This is a genomic window from Klebsiella sp. MPUS7, assembly GCF_009905335.1.
In the GTDB taxonomy this organism is placed as follows: Bacteria; Pseudomonadota; Gammaproteobacteria; order Enterobacterales; family Enterobacteriaceae; genus Klebsiella; species Klebsiella grimontii.
Genome location: NZ_CP047604.1, coordinates 2160459 through 2179535 on the forward strand (window position 1 = coordinate 2160459; position 19077 = coordinate 2179535).

At 59.1% G+C, this 19077-nt stretch carries 16 protein-coding genes; 10 read left to right on the forward strand and 6 right to left on the reverse strand.

Features of this window, described 5'->3' with window-relative positions; all coding sequences use genetic code 11:
• The first annotated feature begins 49 nt into the window (after window positions 1–49).
• From GUC22_RS10200 to GUC22_RS10230, 7 genes are all read left to right on the forward strand, one after another.
• Entirely contained in the window at window positions 50–1408 is a 1359-nt protein-coding gene (locus GUC22_RS10200) for a glycoside-pentoside-hexuronide (GPH):cation symporter (protein WP_004138536.1), read from the forward strand.
• Between the two features lie 102 nt (window positions 1409–1510).
• Entirely contained in the window at window positions 1511–2902 is a 1392-nt protein-coding gene (locus tag GUC22_RS10205; RefSeq protein WP_004138537.1) for a carbohydrate porin, read from the forward strand.
• 83 nt (window positions 2903–2985) lie between these two features.
• On the forward strand, window positions 2986–5766 hold the full coding sequence (locus tag GUC22_RS10210) for a beta-glucosidase (RefSeq protein WP_116943560.1): 2781 nt from the start codon (window positions 2986–2988) through the stop codon (window positions 5764–5766).
• A 294-nt stretch (window positions 5767–6060) separates the two neighbouring features.
• Window positions 6061–7500 (forward strand): circularly permuted type 2 ATP-grasp protein, encoded by a 1440-nt coding sequence (locus GUC22_RS10215; RefSeq protein WP_024357837.1) that lies wholly within the window; start codon window positions 6061–6063, stop codon window positions 7498–7500.
• On the forward strand, window positions 7494–8423 hold the full coding sequence (locus GUC22_RS10220; RefSeq protein ID WP_004121935.1) for an alpha-E domain-containing protein: 930 nt from the start codon (window positions 7494–7496) through the stop codon (window positions 8421–8423). Before GUC22_RS10215 ends, GUC22_RS10220 begins: the two co-directional genes overlap by 7 nt.
• A complete protein-coding gene (locus GUC22_RS10225; RefSeq protein ID WP_004121934.1) occupies window positions 8420–9235 on the forward strand; it encodes a transglutaminase family protein in 816 nt (271 codons plus the stop codon). Before GUC22_RS10220 ends, GUC22_RS10225 begins: the two co-directional genes overlap by 4 nt.
• An 18-nt stretch (window positions 9236–9253) precedes the next feature.
• Window positions 9254–10006 carry a proteasome-type protease gene (locus tag GUC22_RS10230; RefSeq protein WP_004121932.1) on the forward strand — a complete coding sequence of 251 codons (753 nt, stop codon included), beginning with the start codon at window positions 9254–9256 and terminating at the stop codon, window positions 10004–10006.
• Here the strand turns inward: GUC22_RS10230 and GUC22_RS10235 are convergent.
• Entirely contained in the window at window positions 9991–10758 is a 768-nt protein-coding gene (locus GUC22_RS10235; protein WP_024357838.1) for an AraC family transcriptional regulator, read from the reverse strand. The two genes, GUC22_RS10230 and GUC22_RS10235, sit on opposite strands and share 16 nt — an antisense overlap.
• A 94-nt stretch (window positions 10759–10852) precedes the next feature.
• Here GUC22_RS10235 and GUC22_RS10240 point away from each other — a divergent pair, with 94 nt between their 5' ends.
• The 3 genes from GUC22_RS10240 to GUC22_RS10250 all read left to right on the forward strand — a co-directional run bounded on the left by GUC22_RS10240 (window position 10853) and on the right by GUC22_RS10250 (window position 13872).
• The gene (locus GUC22_RS10240; protein ID WP_064371827.1) at window positions 10853–11992 is read left to right on the forward strand and encodes a multidrug effflux MFS transporter; all 1140 of its coding nucleotides are present in this window, start codon (window positions 10853–10855) and stop codon (window positions 11990–11992) included.
• A 103-nt stretch (window positions 11993–12095) separates the two neighbouring features.
• Window positions 12096–13079 (forward strand): fatty acid desaturase, encoded by a 984-nt coding sequence (locus GUC22_RS10245; RefSeq protein WP_024357840.1) that lies wholly within the window; start codon window positions 12096–12098, stop codon window positions 13077–13079.
• Window positions 13072–13872, forward strand: coding sequence for a phosphate/phosphite/phosphonate ABC transporter substrate-binding protein (locus GUC22_RS10250; RefSeq protein WP_049130772.1), 801 nt, complete (start codon window positions 13072–13074; stop codon window positions 13870–13872). Before GUC22_RS10245 ends, GUC22_RS10250 begins: the two co-directional genes overlap by 8 nt.
• Window positions 13873–14210: 338 nt before the next feature.
• Here GUC22_RS10250 and GUC22_RS10255 read toward each other — a convergent pair whose 3' ends face one another.
• Genes GUC22_RS10255 through GUC22_RS10275 form a run of 5 tightly spaced genes read right to left on the reverse strand, consistent with a single transcriptional unit; the run spans window position 14211 to window position 18929 of the window.
• A complete protein-coding gene (locus tag GUC22_RS10255) occupies window positions 14211–15563 on the reverse strand; it encodes an LLM class flavin-dependent oxidoreductase (protein WP_320077035.1) in 1353 nt (450 codons plus the stop codon).
• 46 nt (window positions 15564–15609) lie between these two features.
• On the reverse strand, window positions 15610–16509 hold the full coding sequence (locus GUC22_RS10260; protein ID WP_064410988.1) for an ABC transporter substrate-binding protein: 900 nt from the start codon (window positions 16507–16509) through the stop codon (window positions 15610–15612).
• Between the two features lie 41 nt (window positions 16510–16550).
• Window positions 16551–17219 carry an ABC transporter permease gene (locus tag GUC22_RS10265; protein ID WP_004133632.1) on the reverse strand — a complete coding sequence of 223 codons (669 nt, stop codon included), beginning with the start codon at window positions 17217–17219 and terminating at the stop codon, window positions 16551–16553.
• Entirely contained in the window at window positions 17219–17848 is a 630-nt protein-coding gene (locus GUC22_RS10270) for an ABC transporter permease (RefSeq protein WP_004133630.1), read from the reverse strand. Before GUC22_RS10270 ends, GUC22_RS10265 begins: the two co-directional genes overlap by 1 nt.
• Window positions 17841–18929: an ABC transporter ATP-binding protein gene (locus tag GUC22_RS10275; RefSeq protein WP_024357843.1), complete on the reverse strand. Its 1089-nt coding sequence runs from the start codon at window positions 18927–18929 to the stop codon at window positions 17841–17843. The genes GUC22_RS10270 and GUC22_RS10275 overlap by 8 nt, the downstream gene beginning before the upstream one ends.
• Between the last annotated feature and the right edge of the window lie 148 nt (window positions 18930–19077).

The window sequence follows — 19077 nt, forward strand, 5'->3', positions numbered from 1 at the left end:
AATGCAGACATTACCGAAACCGGTTTCATTTTGCATAAAGGAGTGGTGTATGTCCGCTGGCGACAAAATTTCAGTCAGAGAAAAAGTAGGCTATAGCCTCGGGGACGCGGCAAGTCACATCGTGTTTGACTCGTCCGTGGCAATCCTCGCTTACTTTTATACCGATATTTATGGCCTGCCGCCCGCCGTGATGGGGACGATGTTTTTGCTGGTTCGTCTGCTGGATGCGATTACCGATCCGATCATGGGGGCGATTGCTGATGCCACCTCTACCCGCTGGGGCCGCTTCCGTCCGTGGCTGCTGGCGATCTGCGTGCCCTTTGCGGTGAGCTGCGTGCTGGTGTATTCCATTCCGTCCTTTTCCGACTCGGGGAAAATTGTCTACGCCGTTGCGGCTTATATATTCATGACGTTGATGTATACGGCGATTAATATTCCTTATTGCTCGCTGGGGGCGGCCCTGACCTCCGATCCGCGCGAGAGCCTCTCCCTGCAATCCTGGCGTTTTGCCATCACTCCGATTGGCGGCGCGCTCGGTACCGCGTTTATTTTGCCGCTGGCTGATTTTCTCTATCCTGGCGACCGCGCTACCGGTATTCAGGTCTCCATGGCGTTATTCGGCGTGATTGGCTGCCTGATGTTTGTTATCTGTTTTGCCACCACCAAAGAACGCGTGCAGCCGATCAAAGAAGAGAACCTGAATATCGCTCGCGATGTGAAAATTCTTTTTCGTAACGATCAGTGGCGTATTCTTTCCGTTTACAACTTTATGATGCTGGTTGCCGTGGTTATTCGTGGCGGTGCGGTGGTGTATTACGTGAATAACGTGCTGAATAAAGGCTCGGACGTTATTACGATATTCATGCTCGGCGGCATGTTTGCCTCAATGCTGGGGTCGGTGCTGGCCAAACCATTCGGCACCCGTTTCTGTAAGGTCAGATTTTCGTTCTGGATTAATCTGCTCACCGCTGCGCTGGGCGTCGTATGCTTTATGCTACCGGTGCAATACTGGATTGCGGTACTCGGCGTGCATATTCTGATTTCCATCATTCAGGGCGGCAACGGCGCGCTGCAGTGGTCGATGATTACCGACGTCAATAACTATGGCGAATGGAAAACCCAGCGGCGTATAACCGGTATGAACGTCGCGGCAAATATCTTTGTCATTAAGCTGGGCGTGGCGGTCGGCGGGGCGATTCTTGGCTGGGTGCTGGCCTATTACCATTACGCCGCTAACACCGCGGTGCAGCCGGCTTCAGCCGTCCAGGGCGTGGTGCTGCTGTTCACGTTAGTTCCTTCCATTTTTTATGTTCTTACCGCTATCTCTATTAAATTTTATGGCTTAACAGAAAATAGAATGAACGGCATCGTCGATGACTTGAACCACGGAACCTTCGCCGAATCCTGATAATTCAACGCTGTATTAAAAGGGCTATGCAGGTTATTTCCCTGAATAGCCCCGGTGAAAACCTGGATGAAACAAATAATAATGTAATTAGGGACGTTAATAATGAAAGTGAAATATATAGCTCTGGTTATTAGTGGCGTATTCTCCTCTGGTCTTTTGGCCGCGACAAATAATCAATCTGCGGATATTGAAAAACGGTTAGCCCAGCTGGAACAGCGTTTAATGAACGCTGAGCAACGGGCGGCCGATGCGGAAGCGAAGATCCAGACGTTAACCCGGCAGCAGGCCGTCGCGGCGAAAAGCGCGCCAACGGTGAAGGTGCAGTCCGCGGAGCCTGTCGCACCGGGCGCTGAGCCGACGAAACTGACGCTCTCCGGCTACGGCGATATCAAGTTTTATGGCGATGTCGAATTCAACATGGACGGCGCCAGCAGCAGCGGCAGCCTGACCTCGGTAAAAACCACGGCGAATAAAGACTGGGCGCCGGGCAATAACGAACGCTGGGATATTAACGGCCGACTGCTGTTAGGTTTTGACGGCATGCGCAAAATGGATAACGGCAATTTCGCCGGTTTTTCCGTCCAACCGCTGGCGGACCTGAACGGCAAAATGAACCTTGATGATGCGGTGTTCTTCTTTGGTCAGGAAAAAGACTGGAAGGTGAAGGTTGGGCGCTTTGAGGCTTACGATATGTTCCCGCTGAACCAGGATACGTTCGTGGAATACTCCGGCAACACCGCCAACGATCTTTACAGCGACGGCTACGGCTATATCTACATGATGAAGGAAGGGCGCGGCCGTAGCAGCAGCGGCGGCAACTTCCTGGTCAGCAAAACCTTTGATAACTGGTATTTCGAACTCAATACCCTGCTGGAAGACGGCAGCACGCTGTTCCAGGATAAGCAGTATCACGGGACTGACCTGGAAAATGAGAAAAATGTGGCCTATTTGCGCCCGGTCGTCGCGTGGAACAGCGGGCGCTTCTCCACCGCCATCGCGATGGAAAGCAACGTGGTCAATAACGCCTATGGCTATCACGATGCGAAAGGGCACTGGGTCGATCAGTCCAGCCGTACCGGCTATGGCTATACGATGACGTGGAACGGGCAAAAAACCGATCCGCTGGATGGCGTGGTGACCAATCTTAACCTCGCCTGGATGGACGCCGAGGATGAAACCGACTTCACCGCGGGGGTGAACTCCCTGTGGCGCGGCTTCGAGCTTGGCTACATTTACGCACATAACAAGATCGACCGCTTTAACACCGCTAATTTTGTCGCTAACTGCGACGATAGCTGCTGGATTGCCGATCCGGGCAAATACGATATCCACACGATTCATGCGTCTTACCTGTTCCCGAACGTCATGAATATGAAGAACTTCAACATCTATCTTGGCGCCTACGCCTCGTGGATTGAATCCAACCCGACCAGCGGCGACGGCCAGCAAGACTCACGCTATGGCGGTCGTCTACGCTTCAAATATTTCTTCTGATCAATGCAGAGCCCGCATCGTGCGGGCTCTGTTCATTACGTGATTAAGCCTCCCGCGGAGGCATGAGTTAACAGGACAACGCCATGTTTGACAGTAAAGCGGGGACCCCGCTGGAAGGGTTTGCCGAATTTGCCGCCGCCGCTGCCGCCGAAGGCGCGGTGTTGCTGAGAAACGATCGCCAAATGCTGCCGCTCGATCCCGGGCAGCCGGTTTCGTTGTTTGGCCGTACGCAGATTGACTACTATTGCAGCGGCACCGGGTCAGGCGGGGCGGTTAACGTGGTGAGCCGGACAACCTTGCTGCAGGCGATGCGCGCGCGAAACGGGGAGAGGCTGAATGAGCAACTGGCCGGGCTCTATGAACGCTGGATTGCGCAGCATCCCTTTGACAACGGCGGAGGAGCCTGGGCCGCCGAGCCCTGGCATCAGCACGAGATGCCGCTTAGCGACCAGCAGATTCGCCAGGCGCGCGCCGTCTCCAGCCAGGCGGTGATTGTGCTTGGCCGTACCGCGGGGGAGGACCAGGACAACGGCGATGTAGAAGGCGGCTATCGGCTAACCGGCGACGAGATAACTCTGCTGCGCCAGGTCTGCCGCGAGTTTGATGACGTGGCGGTGGTGCTGAATACCGCCGGGCTTATCGATCTCTCGTGGGCTGACGATCCTCTGCTGCGTAAACGCGTTCGTGCGCTGCTGTACGTCTGGCACGGGGGCGCCGACGGCGCCCGGGCGGCTGCGTCGCTGCTGTACGGCGATGTAACGCCCTCCGGTAAGCTGGTAGGCAGCATCGTCGCCTCTCTGGATGACCATCCGGCATCGCCCTGCTGGGGAGCACAAGCGCAAAACCTTTATCAGGAAGATATTTACGTCGGCTATCGCTACTTCGAAACCTTTTGTCCCCAGCGCCTGCAGTTTCCTTTCGGGTTTGGTCTCTCATACACCCGCTTCACCCTGTCATCGGCGCGGGCGCAGGCCTTCGGCGACCAGATCAAGGCGACCGTTACCGTAACTAACCGCGGCGACCGCTTTGCCGGCAAAGAAGTGGTGCAAATCTACCTCCAGGCGCCGCAGGGATCGCTCGGCAAACCGGCCCGGGCGCTGATGGCCTTCGCTAAAACCCACCTGCTGCGGCCGGGTGAAAGCGAAACCTTAACGCTATCGATCCCGCTGGAGCGTTTTGCGTCTTTGGACGATAGCGGGGCGACAGGTCACCCGCATTGCTACGTGATGGAACCCGGTCTTTACCGCGTGCTGATCGGCAACAGCGTACGCGATCTGCAGCCGTTACCGGTTGACGGAGAGGCGGGGTATTCGCAGAAGACGCTGCGGGTCCTGTCCCGTCACCAGCAGGTACTGGCCCCGACGGTGCCTTTTGTCCGTATTAAACCGGTTGCCGACGGCGACGATGGCCGCTATCAGATCGAATGGGAAGACGTGCCGCGCCGGGAGATTAATCTGCGCTCGAGGATTGAGGCGCGCCTGCCGGAGACGATTACCCTCACCGGCAACCAGGGGCTTACTCTCAGCGACGTTGCTGAAGGGCGCGCCACGATGAACGCCTTTATTGCCCAGCTGTCGGTGGAGGAGCTGGCCTGCCTGGCGCGCGGAGAAGGCATGTGCAGCCATAAAGTCACCCCCGGCGTCGCGTCGGCCTTTGGCGGAGTGGCCGATAGCCTGCTGGAAAAAGGGATCCCGCTGGCATCCACCGCCGATGGGCCTTCCGGCATCCGTATGGATAACGGCGCGAAGGCCACACTGCTCCCCAGCGGGACGCTGCTGGCCTCCAGTTGGGATCCGATCCTCGTTGAGCGCTTATACGTGATGGAGGGAAAAGAGCTGCTGCGCAACGGTATTGACCTGCTGCTGGGGCCGGGGATGAACATCCAGCGCCATCCGCTCAACGGGCGTAATTTCGAATACTTTTCTGAAGACCCGCTGCTTAGCGGAATGATGGCGGCGGCGGTGGTTCGCGGCATTCGCAGCGGCGGCGGGATAGCGACCCTCAAGCACTTCGCCTGTAATAATCAGGAATTCGCCAGAGCCAGGGCGGACTCGGTGGTGTCGGAGCGCGCGCTGCGCGAAATCTATCTGAAAGGTTTCGAATACGCGGTGAAAACCGGCGGCGCCAGCGCGGTGATGACCGCCTATAACCCGCTCAACGGCTACCATGCCGCATCCAACTACGATCTCACCACCACCGTACTGCGCGAGGAGTGGGGCTTTCGCGGGATCGTCATGACCGACTGGTGGGCTATGATGAACGACCCCATCGATGGCGGCGCTGCGAGCACCCACAACACCGCGGCGATGATCCGCGCGCAAAACGATCTCTATATGGTGGTCAACAATAACGGCGCGGAGATTAACGCGGCCGGGGATAATACCCTTGCGGCGCTGGCGAAAGGTGAACTGACGCTCGGCGAACTGCAGCGTAGCGCGGCAAATATCCTCCATTTTATGCTGCAGACCCAGGTGTTTAAGTGCGGGGAGAAGCCGCGGGCGGATATCGTTCGTCTGGCGGCGGAACCGGGCTGCGCCGCGGACTGCGAGGGAGCGATAAAAATCGCCGAGCAATCGCGTCTGCGCTGCGACGAGGAGCTGGTGCTGAGCGTTGAGCAGGCCGCGCGCTACGATGTTCTGGTCAATGTACACGCCAACGGCGCGCCGCTGGCGCAAACCGCCTGCAATCTGCTGCTCAATGACCAGTTCGTGGCGACCATCCAGACCAACGGCACTCTTGGCCGGGAGAGCGTGCAGAAGCTGTGCCGGATCGAGCTGCAGCCGGGGAAATATCGGGTGGGCTTTGATTTTATCAAACCGGGTCTGGTGGTGGACTGGCTGGAGCTAAGGCACGTTAACGACTGACCGCTGCTGATGTTTGGCCAGAGGAGCGCCTTTTACCGAATGGCCCGACGGGTTGGGTACCCTCGGCGATGTGGGACGGGCGCAGGCGGCAAAGCGGAAACGGACGCCCCATATTGGTGCATTTCGGGCGTCCAACAAACCATAAATAAGCAAAGCGTCTGGTTGTTTTTTATTCAATTGGGCGCGGCGGCACGATAACGTTACCCCCAGCAGCCGCGCTGCGCTACCTGGCATAATTAATGCTTATCTCTTACCGGGATTACCTCAAAGTGAGTACAACCGGAGGAGACGGCCATGATAAAAATAACGCTTCCTGACGGGCATTATTATGATGAGATGCTTACCGCACAGGGAGAGCAGCGTCAGCACTATAACGCCTGGTGGCAATGGTTTCGCAGTACCGATCAATTCTCTATCCGGCAGAAAAAAGCGCAGGCGGAGCTGCTCTTTCACCGTATCGGCATCACCTTTAACGTTTACGGTGAGGATGAGGGCACCGAACGACTGATCCCATTTGACAGCGTGCCGCGCATTATTCCCGCCGGCGAGTGGCAGCGGATTGACCGCGGCATCCGCCAGCGGGTGAAAGCGCTCAACGCTTTCCTTTACGATATTTACCACGATCAAAACATCCTCCGCGCCGGGCTGATCCCGGCCGAGCAGGTGCTGGCGAACGAACAGTATCAGCCCTGTATGCAGGGGATAAATTTACCCAATAACACCTATGCCCATATCACCGGGGTCGATATGGTGCGCAACAGCGACGGCCAGTATTACGTGCTGGAGGATAATCTGCGCACGCCTTCCGGCGTCTCTTATATGCTGGAAAACCGCAAAATGATGATGCGGCTGTATCCTGAAATGTTCGAACAGCACCACATTGCGCCGGTCGAACGCTACCCCAGCTATCTGCTGCAAACGCTGCGTGAAAGCTCGCTGGTGGACGATCCGTGCGTGGTGGTGATGACGCCCGGACGGTTTAACAGCGCCTATTTTGAACACAGCTTTTTGGCCCAGCAGATGGGCGTTGAGCTGGTGGAAAGCGCGGATCTGTTTATTAAAACCGGGGCGGTGTACATGCGTACCACCGAGGGGCCGCGGCGGGTGGACGTCATTTACCGGCGTATCGACGACGCGTATCTTGACCCGCTGGCCTTCCACGCCGACTCGATGCTGGGCGTTCCGGGGCTGCTGTCGGTGTATCGCGCCGGGGGCGTGGTGCTGGCGAACGCCATCGGCACCGGCGTCGCCGACGATAAATCGATCTACCCCTTCGTGCCGGAGATGATCCGCTTCTATCTGGGCGAGCAGCCGATCCTGAGCAATATCCCCACCTGGCAGTGCCGTAAAGCGGAGGATCTCAGCTACGTGCTGAGCAATCTTGAACTGATGGTGGTGAAGGAGGTTCACGGCGCGGGCGGCTACGGCATGCTGGTCGGTCCGCGCTCGACTAAAGAGGAGCGCGAAGCGTTCCGCCAGCGCCTGCTGGCGAATCCGGCCAACTATATCGCCCAGGACACCCTGGCGCTGTCGACCTGCCCAACCTTTATTGACGAGGGGCTAGCGCCGCGCCATATCGATTTACGTCCCTTCGTGCTCTCCGGCCAGGAGATCCGCCTGGTTCCCGGCGGCCTGACCCGGGTGGCGCTAACCGAAGGCTCGCTGGTGGTGAACTCGTCGCAGGGCGGCGGCACCAAGGATACCTGGGTGATGGAGGATGATGAATCATGTTAAGCCGCACAGCGAGTGAACTCTTCTGGATGGCGCGCTACCTTGAGCGCGCGGAAAGCTATGCCCGGGTGCTGGACGTAACCTGGAAGCTGTCGATGATCCCCCGCCATAGCCAGCAGTCGCGGGATCTAGCCTTGCCGCTCAATCTGTCGCTGACTCATGAGCTGTTTCAGGCGCGCCACGCGCGTTTCACCATGAGCAATCTGCTCAATTTTTTCGCCCTCGACGGCAACAACCCGTACAGCATTTTCAGCTGCGTCGAGATGGCGTGGAACAACGCCCACGCGGTGCGCGGCAGCCTGTCGGCGGAGGTGTGGGAAAGCATCAACGCCACGCGCATTGAGCTGCGAAAACTGCGCCAGCAGGGGATCGGCGAGCTGGGCAATGACGCTTTTTTTGAATGGGTCAAAGAGCGGGTGCATCTGTTTCGCGGTGCGATTCTCGGCACGCTGCTGCGCAATGACGCCCTGAGCTTTATCGGCATCGGGACGCTGATCGAACGGGCGTCCGCCACCGCGCAGTTGCTGTTGATTAAGGATCAGCAGTTGACCAGCGATCCCGACCCGGTACGCGAGTACTACCGGCTGGATACGCTGCTCAACGCGGTCAGCGCCCGCGAGGCCTATAACAGCATCTACCGCCAGCCGGTAAGCCGCGAGACGGTAATGGAACTGCTGATCCTGCGCGACGATGTACCGAGATCGCTAAGAGCGAGCATCTCCGACCTCGTCGGGCAGCTGGAGCAGATTGCCAACGATCGCTCGCACCTGCCGCTGCGCCTGGCGCACCAGCTGAACGTCGACCTGCGCTTCAGCACCCGCGACGATCTGGCGCAGGCCGATTTACAGATCACCCTTAATGCACTGCTGGCGCGGATTAACGCGCTTTCTGACAGCATCAGACAAACCTATCTGGAGGCGTTATGAAACTGGTTATCGATCACCTGACCCGCTACGGCTACGATGAAGAAGTGAAGTTTTCGACCCAGTATCTGCGCCTGACGCCGCGCAGCACCGGTCGCCAGAAGATCACCGCCTGGTCATTGACCTTGCCGGACGGTTCCGCCGTCGCCACCACCGACGCGTGGGGCAACGTGCTGCACGTGCTGACGCTGGATAATCCGCATAAAGAGATAACCATTCGCGCCAGCGGGATCGTCGATATTGCGGAAGAGGGGGACGATATCGGCGCGGAGCCGCAGGAGCTGCTGTCGCCGCTGGTTTTCTTGCGCTGTACGCCGCTTACGCGCGCTGACGGCCCGATCCGCGAATTCGCCCAGCGCTGGTATCAGCCCGAGGCGCAGGAAGAGAGCCTGAACCAGTTAATGGGCGAACTACTGCTGAGAATGCCCTATTCGCCGGGCGCCACGCAGGTGCAGGATTCCGCCGCCGATGCCTTTGCGCGCGCGAAGGGCGTTTGCCAGGATCACACCCACGTGTTTCTCGCCTGCTGCCGGGCGCTGGAGATCCCGGCGCGCTACGTCAGCGGCTACGTCTACAGCGATAATGCCGAGCACGTCGCCATGCACGCGTGGGCCGAAGTGTGGCTCAACGAGCGCTGGCAGTCGTTTGATATCACCAATAACACGCGCAGCCTCAATCAACATTTGCGGCTGGCGACCGGGCTGGACTATCTTGATGCGTGCCCGGTTCGCGGCACCCGCCTCGGCGGCGGGGGAGAAATCATGTTAACTAACGCTGAAGTGCGCGAACATTCGCAGCAGGCGCAGCAGCAATAACGGCAGGAACGAAAAACGATGACCTACTGTGTGGCTATGTGTTTGTCAGATGGACTGGTATTTGCCTCAGACTCCCGCACCAACGCGGGAGTAGACCATATTGCAACGTTTAAAAAACTGCACGTTTTCCATCAGGATGGCGAACGGGTCATGGTGCTGCAGTCGGCGGGCAACCTGGCCACCACGCAAAGCGTGATTAGCCTGCTCAGCGGCCGCATTCGTACCCAGCAGGAGCCTAATCTGATGCAGGTGACCTCGTTATACGACGCGGCGATGCTGATCGGTAAAACCTTGCAGGAGGTGATTCAGCGCGACAGCAGCAATCAGCAGAACTGCGGCAATACCAACTTCAACTGCAACCTGCTGCTCGGCGGGCAGATCGCCGGGGAAACGCACCGGCTGTTTCATATCTACCCGGAAGGCAACTTTATCGAAGCCACGCGCGACACGCCCTATTTCCAGATTGGCGAGAGCAAATACGGCAAGCCGATCATCGACCGGGTGTTGACCATCGATACTCCGCTGGAGCAGGCGATGTGCTGCGCGCTGATCTCGATCGACTCCACCCTGCGCAGTAATCTTTCGGTGGGGCTGCCGCTGGACACGCTGCTGTACCGCAGCGGGAGCCTGAGCAGCGCCGAACAGCATCGGATCACCGAAAGCGATCCCTATTTCAATACCATTCGCAAAGCGTGGTCCGAGGGGCTGCAAAGCACCTTTCTCAAGCTGCCGCCGTTTACGCCGGGCGGCCAGAATCAGGCGGAAAAATAGCGCCCCGGGGTCATGCCGGTCATGGTGCGGAAAAAGTAGATAAAAGCGCTATCGCTGGCGAAGTCGAGCGCCTGTGCCGTATCGGTGATGCGCTCCCCGGTTGCCAGCATCTCGACCGCTTTCATTAATCGCCACTGTTGTCGCCACTGCTGGTAGGTCATCCCGGTATCGCGGCGGAACAGGCGGCTGATGGTTTTTTCGCTGGCGCCGCAGCGGGCAGCGAGCGCCCCAAGCGCCGGCGGCAGCGCGTCGCCGCAAACCATCGCCAGCCGTTTATCCTGCGGCAGCGCGAGCATCATCGGCTCCCGGGCCGCGAGGCGAATTTCCGCCTGGCACAGGGCGGCAAGATGCCGCGCCGGTTCGGCTTCCCAGTCGGTATCCCAGGGGCTGGCGCTGATGCGTTCTAATAGCTCGCGCAGCAGCGGCACCACGTTGAGTATCGCCGACTGCGTTGGCAACTGAGGGTAACGCTGCGGCTGAAACCAGACGGAACGATAGTCGACAATGTTTTTCATCTCCGCGCGATGGCGGACTTCGGCGGGGATCCAGGCCGCGCGCCCCGGCGGAAGCAGGCACAGCAGGGCGCCATCGTTAAGGGTCAAACGGACGCATCCCTGACGGGTAAACAGAATCTGCGCCATCTTATGCTGGTGGCTACCGGAATCGTGATCCCCTAACGCCGACTGCACGCCAATCAGGTGAGTTTTTAAGGTATCTGGATCGAATGCCGCATCAGCGTCAAGCCAGGCCATAATGTCTGATTTCCGATATTTAAAGTCATTATGTTTATAATGTTCGAAAAACGGCCTGCCTACAATAGCGCCTCTTGTTTATCAGGAGGTGGATATGTTGGGACGTGCCGCGCGGGTGCTGGTGACCGCGCTACTGATGTTTCCGCAAATAGCGGAAACGATTTATAGCCCGGCGCTGACCGATATCAGCGCCCAATTTTCCGTGAGCGCGCCGCAGGCGGCGCAAACCCTCTCCGTCTACTTTATCGGTTTTGCCGTCGGCGTACTGCTGTGGGGCGGATTCAGCGATCGCTACGGTCGGCGTCCGGCTCTGCTGGCCGGACTGGGCGTTTATGCGATGGGATGTCTGATGGCGCTGTGGGCCGCGGATTTTTCGCTGCTGCTGGCGGCGCGGATAGTGACGGCTATTGGCGCGGCAACCGGCTCCGTAGTGACGCAGACGGTCCTGCGGGACTGCTATAGCGGGCGGCAGCTGGCGGAGATTTTTTCGTTTATCGGCCTGGCGCTGGCGGTGAGTCCGGCCGTCGGGGTCTATATTGGCGGCGGACTGACCGCCATCTGGGGGATGCGCGGCGTCTTCAGCGCGCTGGCGCTTCTGGCCGCCGCGCTCCTGCTGGGCTGCCTGCGGCTGATGCCGGAAACGCGTCCGCAAAATCGCGCTGGGGAGCCGTTTCTTCGCGTGCTGCGGCGGATGGCGGGGGATAAATATATTGCGCTGGCGGCAATACTGGTGGCGGCATTTAACGTCAGCCTGTTCAGCTACTACAGCCTGGCCCCCTTTCTGTTCGCCCGATTCGATCTTGATACCCTGACCTTTGGCTACAGCGGCATGGCGCTTGCCGCCGGTTCGCTGCTCGGCGCGCTGCTTAACCGCGTGCTGCTGCGTCAGCATGTCCCGCTGGGGCGGATACTCGCCATCGCCTGCATTCTGCACTTCGTCGGCGGCGTCGCGGTGTACGTGCTGCGGGAATCGATCTGGTTTGTGGCGCCGGTGGCGCTGGTCACCCTTGCCTGGGCCATGGCGATCCCGCTGGTGCTGGGGTCGGCGCTGAGCGCCTACGGCGACTGTCGGGGCACCGCCGGCGCCTTTTTCGGCCTGTTTTATTATGTGCTGATTGGCGCCGGTCTGCTCGCGGCCGGGTGGGGGCAATCGCTGGGAGCGTCGCTGCTGGTTTGCGCAGGCGTGAGCATTTTTGCCGGGTGGCGCTATATCACCGTGTTCGACAGAGGGTAAGGTCATTTTTTGGCAAAGCTAAGTGATTTAACTTCTTTGTTATTTAACGCGTTATCTCACATCTTCGGGGGACAAAAGATAACGCGAAAAGGTAGCGGCAGGAATGGCAAAAAGCAGGTCGGTCTATCTGCATCCGCAGCAGCGTGAGCGGATTCATCAGTTTTCCCGTAGCTGGTTGTGGCGCAGCGAGCTGCCCACCTGGCTGCTGATCGTTGCCGTCTACGGCGGCTGGTTTGCCTCGCTGGCCTGGTGGCGCGAGCTGGGGATTTTCCCCGCCACGCTGCTGCTCATCTGGTTCACCGCCTGGTATATGTCATTGCAGCATGAGCTTATTCACGGTCACCCCACGTCGCGGCCATGGTTTAATCAGCTGCTGGGGACGCTACCGCTGGCGGTCTGGTATCCCTACGGGCTGTATCGCGACTCGCACCTGGCGCATCATAATCATCAGCTGCTGACGCAGCCCGTTGACGATCCGGAATCCTACTATTTTACGCCGCAGAGCTGGCGACGTTTTGCCCCCTGGCAGCGCAGCCTTATTCATCTGCGCAATACGTTTCTCGGCAGGCTGCTGGTGGCGCCGCTGCTGGATATTGCCCAGACGCTCGCCAGCGCGCTGGCGGCATTTCGTCACCGGCGGGTGAACGTGATAGCGATGTGGCTGGTTCACGGCCTGCTGCTGGCGGCGCTGTTCGCGTGGATGAATCACCTCGGCTTTTCGCCGCTTTATTTCGTGCTGGCTATCAGCTACCCGGCGCTGGCGTTGACCAAAGTGCGCTCTTTCCTTGAACACCGCGCCGCGGACGATCCGCTGGCCCGTTCGGTGATTAACGAAGCGGGGCTGGTCTGGCGGGTGCTGTTTCTCAATCTCAACTACCATTCAGTGCATCACGATTTGCCGGGCGTGCCGTGGTACGGGCTGCGAAAAATCTATCTGTTTAATCAGGCGGACTACCAGCGGCGCAACGCCGGGTTTGTGGTGCGCGGTTACGGTGAATGGCTACGGCATTTTTTTGCCAGATCGGTGGCGGTGAATGCTCATCCCGGGTTCAACCAGCAGGGTAAGGCGGATAAAGACCATGAGTGAAAGGCTGGCGTTTCCGATGTACGCGGTGAATGACGAGGATACTCAGGCGCTCTGGCGGGCGGTGCGGCAGCTGCTGGCGGCCCGTGGCGTGGTGGATGAGGATACGCTGTCATATCAGGTACCTGAGGATCTGCTGACCCACTGGCGCCATCCGGCGCTGCTGCTGAGCCAGACCTGCGGTTATCCGCTGATGACGCGGCTGCCGGCAGCGCAAACGGTGGGCTGTTTTCACTATTCGGCGCCGGGGTGCGAAGGGCGGAACTACCGCAGCCTGCTGGTGGTGCGTGAGGCGGAGAGCCGGCAGACGCTGGCGGATTTTCGCGGGCGTCGGGTCGCGTGCAATTCGCCGGATTCCCAGTCCGGCTATAACGTGCTGTTAAAAATGGTCGCGCCGCTGTCGCGCGATGGGCGTTTCTTCTCGGCGGTAGCGTTTAGCGGCAGCCATCGTCAGTCGCTGCGTGAACTTCAGCAGGGGACAGCGGATATCGCCGCCATTGATTGCGTGAGCTGGGCGCTGCTGCAGCGCCATCAGCCGGAGGCGCTAGCGGGGCTGGTGGTGATTGCACATAGCCCGCTCGCCCCGGGTCTGCCGCTGATTACGTCGGCGACGACGTCCGCGGCGACGCTGGGGCTGCTGAGAGAGGCATTGCAGCAGTTGGTGAGCGATGAACGCTACCGGCCGCTTTGCGAAGCGCTGTTTATCTGCGGCTACAGCGATATGCGGCGCGCGGACTATCAGCCGCTGCTGGCGTGGCGTGATGAGGCGGCGGCCAGAGGCGTCGTGCGGCTGTAGGCGGCAATTTTCCCGGGCTACCCGATCGCGGGCGGCAGTGAACCCGTAGCCCGGGCAAGGCGCGTTGAGCGCCGCCCCCGGGAGCAGAGCGCAGAGTGGCTGAATTTCCCGGAGGCGATGCTTGCGCATCTGTCCGGGCTACCGGCCCTCGGGCGGCTGCGAACCCGTAGCCAGGGCAAGGCGCGTTGAGCGCCGCCCCCGGGAGCAGAGCGCAGAGTGGCTGAATTTCCCGGAGGCGATGCTTGCGCATCTGTCCGGGCTACCGATCCGCGGGCGGCTGGGAACCCGTAGCCCCGGTAAGGCGCCAGCCGCCACCGGGGAAATAAGCAGAAGCCCCGCTATGACGCCTGCGGTTTGCCATCCCGGCGGGCGAAGCGGTTTTCGACGACCGGCAGGCCCAGCTTCTCGCGCAGCGTGCCGGTCGGATAGCGATCCCGCATCGCGCCGCTGCGCTGCAGAATCGGCACCACCTGCTCAACGAAGCGGTCGAAGTCCCCCGGCAGCAGCGGGAACATCAGGTTATAACCGTCGGCGGCGCCGGCGCGCCAGGTTTCCGTCAGCGCGCTGGCGATCTCCTCGGCGCTGCCGATTAGCAGCCAGCTATCGGAGCTTTGCAACAGCAGCTTGCCCAACGCCAGGATCGTCAATCGCGGATCGTAATCACGAATCAGCCTGAGGGCGGTGCGGATCCCATCAAAGGTCTCTTCCTCCGGCAGCGGCGGCAGCGGTTGGTCGACGGGATAAGCGGATAAATCCATGCGCAGATAGGAAGAGAGCAGGTCGATGGCCATCTGGTCGCTCATTAGCTGCTCGTTAAGACGCTGGCGTTCCTCCTTTTCCGCGTTTGAATTCACCACCACCGGTAAAACGCCGGCGATGATTTTGAAATGCGCCGGATCGCGGCCGTGGCTGCGCAAACGCTGGTTCATCTCTTCGCGGTAGGTCAGCCCCTCAGCGATAGATTTGATAAACACAAAATGCATATCTGACCAGGCGGCGGCGAGATTTTTACCCGCCTCAGACGAGCCGGCCTGCACCAGGACCGGATGCCCCTGCGGCGGGCGAGGGACGTTCAGCGGCCCGCGCACGCGGAAGAACTCGCCCGCGAAATCAAGATGATGCACCTTACTGGAATCGGCAAACAGCCCGCTGGCTTTGTCATAGCGCACCGCGCCGTCTTCCCACGAGTCCCACAGCTGAGTGACCACATCAATAAACTCACCGGCGCGCTGGTAGCGCCTGCCGTGCTGCGGCAGGTGGTCAAGGCCGAAGTTGGCCGCTTCCTCCTCCAGCCATGAGGTCACGATATTCCAGCTGGCCCGCCCGTTGCTGAGAAAATCAAGGGAGGCGAAATAGCGGGCGAGATTATAGGGCTCGTTATAAGAGGTGGACGCCGTGCCCATCAGGCCGATATGTTCTGTTACCGCCGCCAGCGCCGAGAGAAGAGTGATGGGCTCAAGCCGGGCGTTGGCGTAATGGGTTAAGCCGCTGGGCACCGTGTCCCAGATAGCGATATGGTCGGCGACAAAAATGGCGTCGAGCGTCGCGGCCTCCGCTTTACGGGCCAGATCGGCATAGTACTTGAGGCTGAAAATTTCCTTCTCCGGCGCCTGCGGGTGACGCCAGGAAAAGCGGTAGTCACCCTGGGGATTGAAGAAGAAAAGGTTCAGGATCATAGGATTATTTGGCATTTTCTCGGCTCATTTGGAGGTGATGCCTTCCCTGGCATGGCGGCGATCAGTTGCCGTTGAGGTGCGTTTTGACCCACTGTTCGGCCACCGCTGCCGGATCTTTATGCTGCAGATCGACCTGCTGGTTAAGTTCGATCAGCGCGGCGTTGTTCAGCTTGCCGGAGACCTCATTGAGCACTTCGCTGATTTTCGGCGTCAGGCTGGCTTTGCGCACCAGCGGCACCACGTTCTGGCTTGGCTGTTCATGCTTATCATCCTCCAGGACTACCCAATCCTCTTTTGCGAGGTTGCCCTGAGTGGAGACGACCGTGGCGACGTCGATTTTGCCGGAGTTAAGCGCCAGACGGGTCAGCGGACCGCCCATATCCAGAGATTTCACCGCCTTAAATTCAAGCCCGTAGACGCGCTTAAGGCCCGGCAGGCCCAGGGCGCGTACCGGGAATTCCGGCGGGCCGCCGATAGTCAGCTGATGGGCCACGGGCTGCAGGTCGGAAAGCTTGCTGAGGTGATATTTTTTTGCCGTTTCCGCGCGCACGGCCCAGGCGGTAATGGACGAGGCCGGGGAGGGGGTGAGCAGCGTAAAGTCCGCCGGCAGCGCTTTGGCTAACTCAGCGCTAACGTCGCTCTGGCTGGTGGCCAGCGTTTTGCCGTCATAATAGTTCAGCAGGGCACCGAGATATTCCGGAACAATATCAATTTCGCCGCTCTGCAGCGCCGGAATAATAATCTCGCGATTGCCGAGATTAAGGCGGGTTTTCACCGCAATATCGTTTTTCTTTAGTGCGCTGGCGTAAATATTGGCAAGGATTGAACTTTCGGTGAAATTCGCTCCGCCAATGGTGACGTTCTGCGCCAGGGCGTTAAAACTTAAGCTTAATAATCCCGCGGTGAATACCGAAAGACGCAAGCGGCGACGATGCGCGGAAATGCCAAATAGCTGCTTCATAATACCTCTTTACCTGCAGGTGGTTTTTTGTTGTTGGGGAATTAATTTATTTGCGCGACCGGCGCCGGGACGATGCGCCGGGAGAGTAATGAAAAAAGCAGTTCGCAGCCGATGGCCAGCAGCGATACCACTAGCGAACCGGCAATAACCTGGGGAATATCGCGCTGGCCAAGTCCGTCGATCAGAAAGCGCCCGAGGCCGCCAAGGCCGGCGTAGGCGGCGACGACGGCGGTCGCGATCAGCTGTACCAGCGCGGTCCGCAGGCCGGCGAGTATCAGCGGCGCGGCAAGCGGTATCCGCAGCTGCCACAGGCTCTGGAGCGGCGTCATGCCCAGCGCTTTTGCCGCATCGCACAGCTGACGGTCGGCATGATAAATGCCAACCCAGGCGTTGGTGAGGATCGGCGGAATCGACATCGCCACCAGCGCGGTAAATACCGGAATATCATTAAAGCCAAACACAATAATGCATAACAGGATTAAACCTAAAGAGGGAATGGCGCGACCAATATTAAACAGATTAATAATCACAAACGCGCCCTTGCGCCAGTAGCCGAGAATAATCCCCAGCGGCAGCGCAATCGCCGAGGCAACGACTATGCTGATCAGCACATAATAAAGATGTTCACGTAGGCGAAGTAATATTCCCGCATCGCCTGTCCAGTGCTGCGGTTGTAATAACCAGTGAAACGTTGCTTGCAGGATATCCATTAGCGGGCCCACGGCGTTAGCCAATAGCCGACGCGGGCAATCAGCGAATCCAACAGCAGAGATAGCACAACGCTGAGCGCCAGGCTGACCGCGATAGGCGTGACAAAGTTCTGGTTAAACCCGGCTAACAGAAGCTGCCCGAGACCGCCCTGGCCAATTAAGGCGGTGACCGTCACCAGTCCGACCAGCGTCACCGAAGCGATGCGTAACCCGGCGAACAGCGAGGGCAGCAGCAGATGCAGCTCTATATCGACAAAACGAAACCAGCGGGTATAGCCCAGCGCGCGCGCCGACTCCAGCACCGTCGCCGGGAGTTTCTCTATTCCGGCGATAACGTTGCGCAGCAGGATCAGCAGCGAGTAGAGCGTCAGGCCAATAATTGAGGTCATCAGCGACAGTCCGGTAAACGGCAGTAAGAGAATAAACAGCGCCAGAGACGGGATAGTGAACAGGATCCCGCACAGGTAGATCAGCGGCTGGGCGGTCGCGGGCCAGCGCAGCGTCAGGCTAATCAATACGCCGGTGAAGAGGGTGCCGAAAAACAGCGAAACGATCACCAGCTGTACATGCTGCCAGAGCAGTTCACCGATCATGATTTTGTTGTCGAGGATCCACAGCCAGTCAATCATAGCGGCGAAGATCCACGTGGCCTTCCAGCACGTTCTGCAGCAGAGCGTGGGAGATGCTGCCCTGATATTCACCGTCGGCATCGACATGAACCACTACGCCGCCGGGGGCATCCAGCAGCGCGCTGTAGGCAAAGCGCAGCGTGTTGATGGCCGCCAGCGGCGCGTCGACCGGCAGCGTCCGGCGCTTAACCGGATCGAACCAGTTTAGCGGACGCCGTTTTTTGTCCAGCACCAGGCGCAGCGGACTGGCGACCGGCGGATGCGGGCTGGCGATGGGGGAGAGGCTCTCATCAATAAGCGGCACGTCATGGCGCGGGAGCTGTCCGACCTGAATTCTCCCCAGCCGTTGCAGATTCGGTTCGGGGCCGATAAAGCGGCGCACAAAGTCGCTGGCCGGATGCGACAAAATATGGTCAGGCGTAGCGAACTGCGCCAGCTCGCCGCCCTCCTGGAAGATAGCGATTCTATCGCCAAGGCGGATAGCTTCATTGATATCATGGGTCACCAGGACGATCGTTTTGCGCAGGCGCTGTTGCAGCAACAGCAGCTCGTCCTGCAGGCGCTCGCGAACGACCGGGTCGATAGCGGCAAAAGGTTCGTCCATCAGGAGAACAGGCGGATCGGCGGCCAGCGCTCTGGCGATCGCCACGCGCCCCTGCTGGCCGCCGGAAAGCTGGTGCGGATAGCGGGGCAGGACGTTGCGGTCGAGAGACATCAAATCCACTAATTCGTCGATGCGCGCCTGGATATGCTTTTTGCTCCAGCCGAGAAGGCGCGGAACCGTGGCTATATTTTGCGCGACCGTACGATGTGGAAAGAGGGCGGCGCTTTGCATGACAAAGCCAATTTGGCGGCGCACCTGAATAATATCGGCAGCGGCAAGCTTAACGCCCTGAACGTATACGTCACCGGCATCAGGAACATCCAGCTGATTAATCATCCGCAGTATGGTTGTTTTTCCGCACCCGCTGGGGCCAACGAAAGTGCACAGTTCGCCGCTATTAATCACCAGACTAAGGCCGCGAATAGCCGCATGCGCGCTGCCGGGGTAGGTCTTGCGAATATTATCGAGTTTAATCATAAAGCCGTTGCGCCCTGAATGTTCTTTCATGAAAAGCATGAATAGAGCACAAGCTACAGAGGCGGTGATTAACGAGCAAATATGATATTTGCATTTGCAATGCCGCGATTCGAATTAAAGCGTCGACGTCAATCAGCGTGCGGGAGAG

Excerpts from the sequence above, each read along its gene's own strand:
- GUC22_RS10200 (WP_004138536.1), top strand. The coding sequence starts at position 50 with ATGTCCGCTGGCGACAAAATTTCAGTCAGAGAAAAAGTAGGCTATAGC.
- GUC22_RS10205 (WP_004138537.1), top strand. The coding sequence starts at position 1,511 with ATGAAAGTGAAATATATAGCTCTGGTTATTAGTGGCGTATTCTCCTCT.
- GUC22_RS10210 (WP_116943560.1), top strand. The coding sequence starts at position 2,986 with ATGTTTGACAGTAAAGCGGGGACCCCGCTGGAAGGGTTTGCCGAATTT.
- GUC22_RS10215 (WP_024357837.1), top strand. The coding sequence starts at position 6,061 with ATGATAAAAATAACGCTTCCTGACGGGCATTATTATGATGAGATGCTT.
- GUC22_RS10220 (WP_004121935.1), top strand. The coding sequence starts at position 7,494 with ATGTTAAGCCGCACAGCGAGTGAACTCTTCTGGATGGCGCGCTACCTT.
- GUC22_RS10225 (WP_004121934.1), top strand. The coding sequence starts at position 8,420 with ATGAAACTGGTTATCGATCACCTGACCCGCTACGGCTACGATGAAGAA.
- GUC22_RS10230 (WP_004121932.1), top strand. The coding sequence starts at position 9,254 with ATGACCTACTGTGTGGCTATGTGTTTGTCAGATGGACTGGTATTTGCC.
- GUC22_RS10235 (WP_024357838.1), bottom strand. The coding sequence starts at position 10,758 with ATGGCCTGGCTTGACGCTGATGCGGCATTCGATCCAGATACCTTAAAA.
- GUC22_RS10240 (WP_064371827.1), top strand. The coding sequence starts at position 10,853 with ATGTTGGGACGTGCCGCGCGGGTGCTGGTGACCGCGCTACTGATGTTT.
- GUC22_RS10245 (WP_024357840.1), top strand. The coding sequence starts at position 12,096 with ATGGCAAAAAGCAGGTCGGTCTATCTGCATCCGCAGCAGCGTGAGCGG.
- GUC22_RS10250 (WP_049130772.1), top strand. The coding sequence starts at position 13,072 with ATGAGTGAAAGGCTGGCGTTTCCGATGTACGCGGTGAATGACGAGGAT.
- GUC22_RS10255 (WP_320077035.1), bottom strand. The coding sequence starts at position 15,563 with ATGCCAAATAATCCTATGATCCTGAACCTTTTCTTCTTCAATCCCCAG.
- GUC22_RS10260 (WP_064410988.1), bottom strand. The coding sequence starts at position 16,509 with ATGAAGCAGCTATTTGGCATTTCCGCGCATCGTCGCCGCTTGCGTCTT.
- GUC22_RS10265 (WP_004133632.1), bottom strand. The coding sequence starts at position 17,219 with ATGGATATCCTGCAAGCAACGTTTCACTGGTTATTACAACCGCAGCAC.
- GUC22_RS10270 (WP_004133630.1), bottom strand. The coding sequence starts at position 17,848 with ATGATTGACTGGCTGTGGATCCTCGACAACAAAATCATGATCGGTGAA.
- GUC22_RS10275 (WP_024357843.1), bottom strand. The coding sequence starts at position 18,929 with ATGATTAAACTCGATAATATTCGCAAGACCTACCCCGGCAGCGCGCAT.